A 6,273-nucleotide genomic window follows, 5' to 3' on the forward strand; every position below is an offset into this window, starting at 1 on the left:
CGCGGTGACTCTTGAGGAGTCGCAACGACTCTAGCGGAGGGGGAAAAGCTAGACATGTCAGTCAGGTAAACCTATTCAGGGCGTGATCTTACTCTTGCACGTTCGGCATCGCCATGGGAGTGACAGCCTCATAAGCCCCCTATCCGACCAGCCGCTGGGCGGCGTGGTGCCAGGCGAGCACCCGGCGCTCGACGACCAGGAACAGCTCGTTGAGCAGGTAGCCGAGCACCCCGAGCAGCACGATGCCGGCCCACATGGCGGGCAGGTCGAAACTCTGGTAGGCGAAGGTGAGCTGGAAGCCGATCCCGTTCGTGGTGCCGGGCAGCAGCTCGGAGAAGACCATGACGATGAGGGAGAGCGACAGGGCCAGCCGCAGCCCGGCGAACATCTTGGGCAGCGCCGAGGGCAGGATCACCCGGAACAACCGCTCGGCCCGCGACAGCCGGAACGCCTGGCAGGTCTGCAGGTGCAGCGGCTCCACCGAGCGGGCCCCGTCGGCGGTGTTGAGCAGCACCGGCCAGACGATGCTGAACATGATGAACGCCAGTTGCATCCGCAACCCGAAACCGAACAGCACCAGGAAGACGGTCACCAGCGCGGGCGGCGGGATCGCGCGCAGGAACTGCAGCACGCCGTCGAGGTAGTCGTAGACCCGCGCCGACAGCCCCACCGCCAGCCCGAGCACGACTCCGCCCAGAGCGCCGCCGGCGAACCCGAGCGCCATCCGGCCCAGGCTGGGCAGGATGTCCGCCACGGCCCCTTCGGTGAGGAACAACGCGGTCGGCGGCCCGGAGAACCACAGCTCGTGCATCCGCACCACGATGGTGCTCGGCCGGGGGAAGAACGGGTTGTCCGCCGCCCACGTGCCCGCCTCCCAGATCGCGACGAGCCCGACGAGGACCAGCAGCCGGAAGACGGCCGTCCGCATGCCCCTGCCCCTCATTCCCGCTCTCCCCACTGCGCGTGGTGCCAGCGGAAGGCTCGCCGCTCGGCCGCCACCAGCAGGGCGTTGACCGCGACGCCGAACAGCCCGACCCAGAACACCCCGGCCAGGATGTCGGCCATCCGCGCGGGCACGGCGATGCCGGCGAAGTAGATGAACACGCCGATGCCCTCGCCCCGCCCGGCCACGATCTCGGTGCTGACGGTCAGGATGAGCGCCACCCCGGCCGCCAGCCGGACGCCGGTGGCGATGAAGGGCGCCGCCGACGGCAGCGACACGCGTCGCAGCACGGCGAGGGGGCCGAAGCCGTAGGCGCGCAGCGACTCCTTGGCCAGCGGGTCGACGCCGCGCAGGCCGTACATCGTGTTGTAGAGGATGGGCCACAGGGAGGCGTAGACGACCAGCGCCACGCGGTGCTGCAACCCCGTGCCGATGACCAGGGCCACCAGCGGGATCAGCGCCACGGACGGGATCGGCCGCAGGAACTCCACGACCGAGCGGGTGGCCGCGTCGATGATCGGCACGCTGCCGAGCAGCAGGCCGAGCGGCACCGCGACCAGCGCCGCGAGGCCGAGCCCGATGGCCCAGGCCAGCGCGCTGGTCAGGGCGTGCGCGCGGAAATCCGCGTCGAGCAGCAGCGTGGCCGCCCGGCCCACGATCTCCGTGGCGGGCGGCAGGAACTCGGGATCGGCGACCCCGGTCCTGCTGAGCAGCTCGATCAGCGCGGCGAAGCAGACAGCCCCGGTCGCCCGGCGCCGCCACCGGGTGGTGGCGGACGCCGGGACGGCGCGGGACAGGGTCTGAGCGCTCACCCCGACGTGGTGGGCGACATGAGGGACTTGACTTCGATCGGCTTGGTCAGCCACTTGGCTTCCAGCATCCAGTCGGCCACCCGCTGGAGGCGGACCGGGTTGTCGTTGCTGGAGAAGTACGGGAAGGTCACGGTGGCGGCGGTGCCGGCGTCGATCTGGGTGAAGGTGGGCAGCACCTTGGCCACCACCTCACGGTTGTTCTCCATCAGCTTGGCCGCGTTGTGGATGGCCCGCTGGAAGGCGGCCGACACCTTCGGGTTCTCGTCGTACCAGCCCTGGGTGCTGACGTAGCCCGAGATGGGGAACTCTGCGGCCGGCCCGGAGGCGGGGTCGAGGATCTTGCGGGCTCCCATGCCGGCCGTGGCCGCGGTGACCATCGGCTCGCCCAGGTAGGCGGCGTCGATCTGGCCGTCCTTCCACGACGGCATGATGTTCTGGAACGTCACCTGGACGTACTTGATGGTGGCCGGGTCGACGTTGTTGGCCTTGAGCACCTGGGTGAGCGCCAGCTCCTGGAAGTTGTGCAGGACGTTGACGTTGATCGTCTTGCCTTCGAGGTCCTTCGGCGTCTTGATGGGCGAGTTGGGCAGCGCCATGATGCTGAGCGAGTCGGGGGCTGCGCGAGAGCCCTCGGCCAGGATGCGCAGCTTCAGCGCGTTCTTGTCATGGGCGGCGAACATCGAGACGTAGTTACCGAACATCGCGTCGATCTCGCCCTTGACCAGCATGGGGATCGCCTCGGGCGCGGCCTGGACGATCTGCGGGGTGACCTCCAGTCCCTCCTTCTCGAAGAGCCCCTGATCGATGGCCACGTACAGGGCGGCGCTGTCGATGGCGGGCAGGGTTGCGATCTTGAGCTGGGTCTTCTCCAGGCCGCCGTTGGCGGGTGCCGACGGCGGCGCGCTGGCGGTGGATGCGCCGCCGGTGCTGCACGCCACGGCGCCGAGTGTCAAAGCGAACCCGATGATGGCGGCCCTGGCGGAACGGCCAAGCCTCATGTCAGGGACTCCCTTCAGATGGAGCCAGGGGGGGACCGGGTGGCTTCTGCTCCCGGGGGCTGTGTGCCTGACGCACAACAGGGATCGACGGTAGCACCAAATGTGTGGTCATTATCGTGAAGATAACACTTGTGGTTGCAATGTCTGTTTACCGCTATATCGTGAAAATTTGACGACCCGCAAGAATCCTGATGTTTGTCCGGTTTGGGATTGGAGGTAACCAGCGGGACATCGGGTGCTCGTGAGGCCCGTCATTCGATCTTTTCCGCGAGTCAGGCGGCGGCTCGTGGAACGATCTCCCATTGCCTGTTTCACCAGCTAGAACGTGCTGGTATGATTCTGCCGCTTTTTCCGGACATATAGGGACGAACACCTCATCGGGGCATTAAGAGTGGTTGGCCCTGATCGAGCCCTGTGCTCAAATGGCGCTTATCTCGATGCACATATTGCCCCACGCGCAAGACCTGCAATAACCGGGAATTCCCTCACGGGCGAGAGGTTGCGAAGGCAGTGAGAACGCAGAGCGCTGAAGCTTCCGCTGACCGCGAGTCGCACGGCCATCAGAAGCGCAGGCTGTCCAAACCCTCTTCCTCTTCAAAGAGGTTCGGATTGGGCAACTGGCACGTGCGGTCGCGCCTGATCGCGCTGATCGTCGTACCCACCGCCGTCGCCGTGGGCCTGGGCGGGCTGAACGTCGTCACCTCCCTCAGCGACGCGAACACGTACGAGACCCTCAGAGAGGTCGCCGAGCTCAGCCAGCAGCTCGGCGCGGTCACGCACGACCTCTCCTTCGAACGCGACGAGACCGCTCTCTACATCGCCCAGGGCCGGCCGGACAACCGCGAGGCCCAGCTCCGCACGACCTACAGCGGGGTGAACGGCCTCATCAACGAGGCCAAGCAGCGGGCGATCGCGCTCAGCGACACCCACGGCGAAGCCGTGCGGCCGGTGCTGCGCCGCCTGGAGGAGATCCCGACCCTGCGCGAGACCGCCGTCAACGGCAAGATCCAGCCGCTGCCGATGATCCGCAAGTACTCCGAGATCATCGCGGCCCTGCTGCAGTTCCACGACCAGGTCGGCCAGGTGGCTGTGGACGACCAGGTCGCCCACAGCGCCGGCTCGATGGCCGCCATCGCCAGGGCCAAGGAGCAGGCGTCCAAGCAGCGCGGCATCCTGGCCAGCGCGCTGGACAAGAAGGGCTTCGACAGCGGCGAGCTCGACGCGCTCACCGACGCCAAGTCGCGTGAGGAGAGCGAGGAGACGCTGTTCGCCACGCTGTCGAACCTCGACCAGCTGGAGCTCTACCGCAACACCGTCGTCGGCCGGGACGTCGACCAGACCGACCTGTTCAGGCTGCGCGCCATGGCGCAGTCGGCCGAGGGCAAGGCGCTGAGCATCGGCCTGCGGCCCGACCGGGACGTGGCCACCTGGTTCGAGGTCAGCACCGGCAAGATCGACGCACTGCGCGCCGTGGAGAAGGAGCTGTCCTCCTCCGTCATCCTGCGCGCGCGGGGCCTGGTCGAGGGGGCCAACCGGTCGGCGATGATCTCCGGCGGGCTCATCCTGCTGCTGCTGATCGTGGTCATCGCGATCATCTCGCTCATCGCCCGCTCGCTCATCAGGCCACTGCGCAGGCTGCGCAGGGAGGCGCTCGACATCGCCGGGCAGCGACTGCCGGAGACCGTCCAGGGCCTGCGCGACAGCGGTGACGGCACGGTCGGCCCCGTGCTGCCGATCGGCGTGGACACACACGACGAGATCGGTGAAGTCGCGCGGGCGTTCGACGAGGTGCACCGCGAGGCGGTGCGGCTGGCGGGCGAGGAGGCCCGGCTGCGCAGCAACGTCAACGCGATGTTCGTGAACCTGTCACGCCGCAGTCAGACGCTGGTGGAGCGGCAGATCACCCTGATCGACGGTCTGGAGCAGGGCGAGCAGGACGAGAACCGGCTGGGCAACCTGTTCAAGCTGGACCACCTGGCCACCCGCATGCGCCGTAACAGCGAGAACCTGCTGGTGCTCGCCGGCCAGGACCCGCCGCGCCGCTGGAGCCAGCCGGTGAAGCTGGTCGACGTGGCCCGCGCCTCCCTGTCCGAGGTCGAGAACTACGAGCGGGTGGTGCTCCAGGTCCCCGACGGCGTGTCGGTCGCCGGGCAGGCCGTCAACGACGTCATCCACCTGCTCGCCGAGCTGGTGGAGAACGCGCTGTCGTTCTCGCCGCGCGAGACCAGGGTGACGGTGTCGGGCAGCCGGATCGACGGCGGCGGCGTGATGCTGTCGATCACCGACTCCGGCATCGGCATGACCCAGGAGGAGCTGGTCCAGGCCAACGAGCGGCTGACGGACGCGCCGAGCGTGGACGTCTCGGTGTCGCGCCGCATGGGCCTGTTCGTGGTCGCCAGGCTGGCGCACCGCCACGGCATCCGGGTGCAGTTACGCCCGCACGCCTCGGGCGGCCTGACCGCGATGGTGCTGATCCCCGAGAACATGCTCGGCTCCCAGGCGCCCAACTTCGCCGGCATGCCGTCCTTCTCCGGCAACCAGCCGCCCCAGTTCTCCGGCAACCAGCCGACGGCCTTCGCCGGCGCGGGGAGCGGGCCGGCCGGACCCGGAGCACCGGGCGGCGAGCCCTACTCGGGGCCGCATCCCGCGCCGCCGGCCACCGACTGGCCGCAGCCGACGTTCCAGATGGGGCCGGGACATCCGTCCTTCCCCTCCAACCCGGACGGCGGCGGCGGCAACTGGGGAGCGCCGCCACCCTGGCAGCCCGACCCCACTGCCTGGCCGCCCGAACCGCGCGGCGGCGGTCCCGACGGCGGTGACATCTGGACGCCGCCCCGCGGCGGCTCCAGCTGGAACGGCGACCGGGGGGCTCTGCCCAAACGACCCGTTCCAGGAGCGCCTCCCGGCGGCTGGAACCAGGACACCAACCCGTCGCAGCGGCCGGGGTTCGACTTCCCCCCGTCCGACTCCGGCGTCACAGGCCCCATGCCGGCGGCACCGCCCGCGTCCGCCGGCGACGACTACCTGCCGATCTTCGCCGCCGTCGAGTCCGCCTGGTTCGGGCGCGACACGAACGGCGCGAGCTGGGGCTCCTCGAAGGCGGACGCGGGCTGGAGCGCGGCGGAGGCGGTAGTGGAGCCGGTACGAGACGGATCGACGGCGGCGGGCCTGCCCAAACGGGTGCCCAAGGCCAACCTGGTCCCGGGCTCGGCGGACACGGGAGCCTCACCCAAGGGCGTGACACCGATGCCGTCGGTGTCACCGGATCGGATCCGCAACCGGCTGTCCAGCTTCCAGCAGGGCTTCAGGGCGGCACGCGATGACATCACCGACGGCAAGGCGTTCCCCGCCGGCCCGAAGAACAACGAAAGGGAGGAGGGCCTATGAACGACCTCAGCCACGCGGCGCGCGGTGTCGACTGGCTGATCACGGACTTCGTCAGCACGGTGCCGGGGGTCGCGCACGCGGTGGTGGTCTCGTCTGATGGTTTGCCGTTGGCGGCGTCGGCGGGTTTTCCGGC

Annotated in this window: 5 protein-coding genes; 2 read left to right on the top strand and 3 right to left on the bottom strand. The window is 69.0% G+C overall.

The window, feature by feature from the left end; translation table 11 throughout:
- Positions 1–139 precede the first annotated feature (139 nt).
- Genes B0I32_RS39330 through B0I32_RS39340 form a run of 3 tightly spaced genes read right to left on the bottom strand, consistent with a single transcriptional unit; the run spans position 140 to position 2,753 of the window.
- Complete coding sequence (locus B0I32_RS39330; RefSeq protein WP_245956308.1) at positions 140–928, bottom strand: ABC transporter permease; 789 nt, start codon at positions 926–928, stop codon at positions 140–142.
- A gap of 11 nt (positions 929–939) precedes the next feature.
- Positions 940–1,755, bottom strand: coding sequence for an ABC transporter permease (locus B0I32_RS39335; RefSeq protein ID WP_106248369.1), 816 nt, complete (start codon positions 1,753–1,755; stop codon positions 940–942).
- Positions 1,752–2,753, bottom strand: coding sequence for an ABC transporter substrate-binding protein (locus tag B0I32_RS39340; RefSeq protein WP_106248370.1), 1,002 nt, complete (start codon positions 2,751–2,753; stop codon positions 1,752–1,754). The genes B0I32_RS39335 and B0I32_RS39340 overlap by 4 nt, the downstream gene beginning before the upstream one ends.
- Positions 2,754–3,362: 609 nt before the next feature.
- Between B0I32_RS39340 and B0I32_RS39345 the strand changes: the two genes are divergently transcribed.
- Positions 3,363–6,140: a sensor histidine kinase gene (locus B0I32_RS39345; RefSeq protein WP_181308282.1), complete on the top strand. Its 2,778-nt coding sequence runs from the start codon at positions 3,363–3,365 to the stop codon at positions 6,138–6,140.
- Positions 6,137–6,273 (top strand): roadblock/LC7 domain-containing protein (locus B0I32_RS39350; protein WP_181308284.1); only part of this gene is annotated, 137 nt, incomplete at its 3' end. The genes B0I32_RS39345 and B0I32_RS39350, both read left to right, overlap by 4 nt.

It is taken from the genome of Nonomuraea fuscirosea (genome assembly GCF_003001935.1).
GTDB lineage: Bacteria > Actinomycetota > Actinomycetes > Streptosporangiales > Streptosporangiaceae > Nonomuraea > Nonomuraea fuscirosea.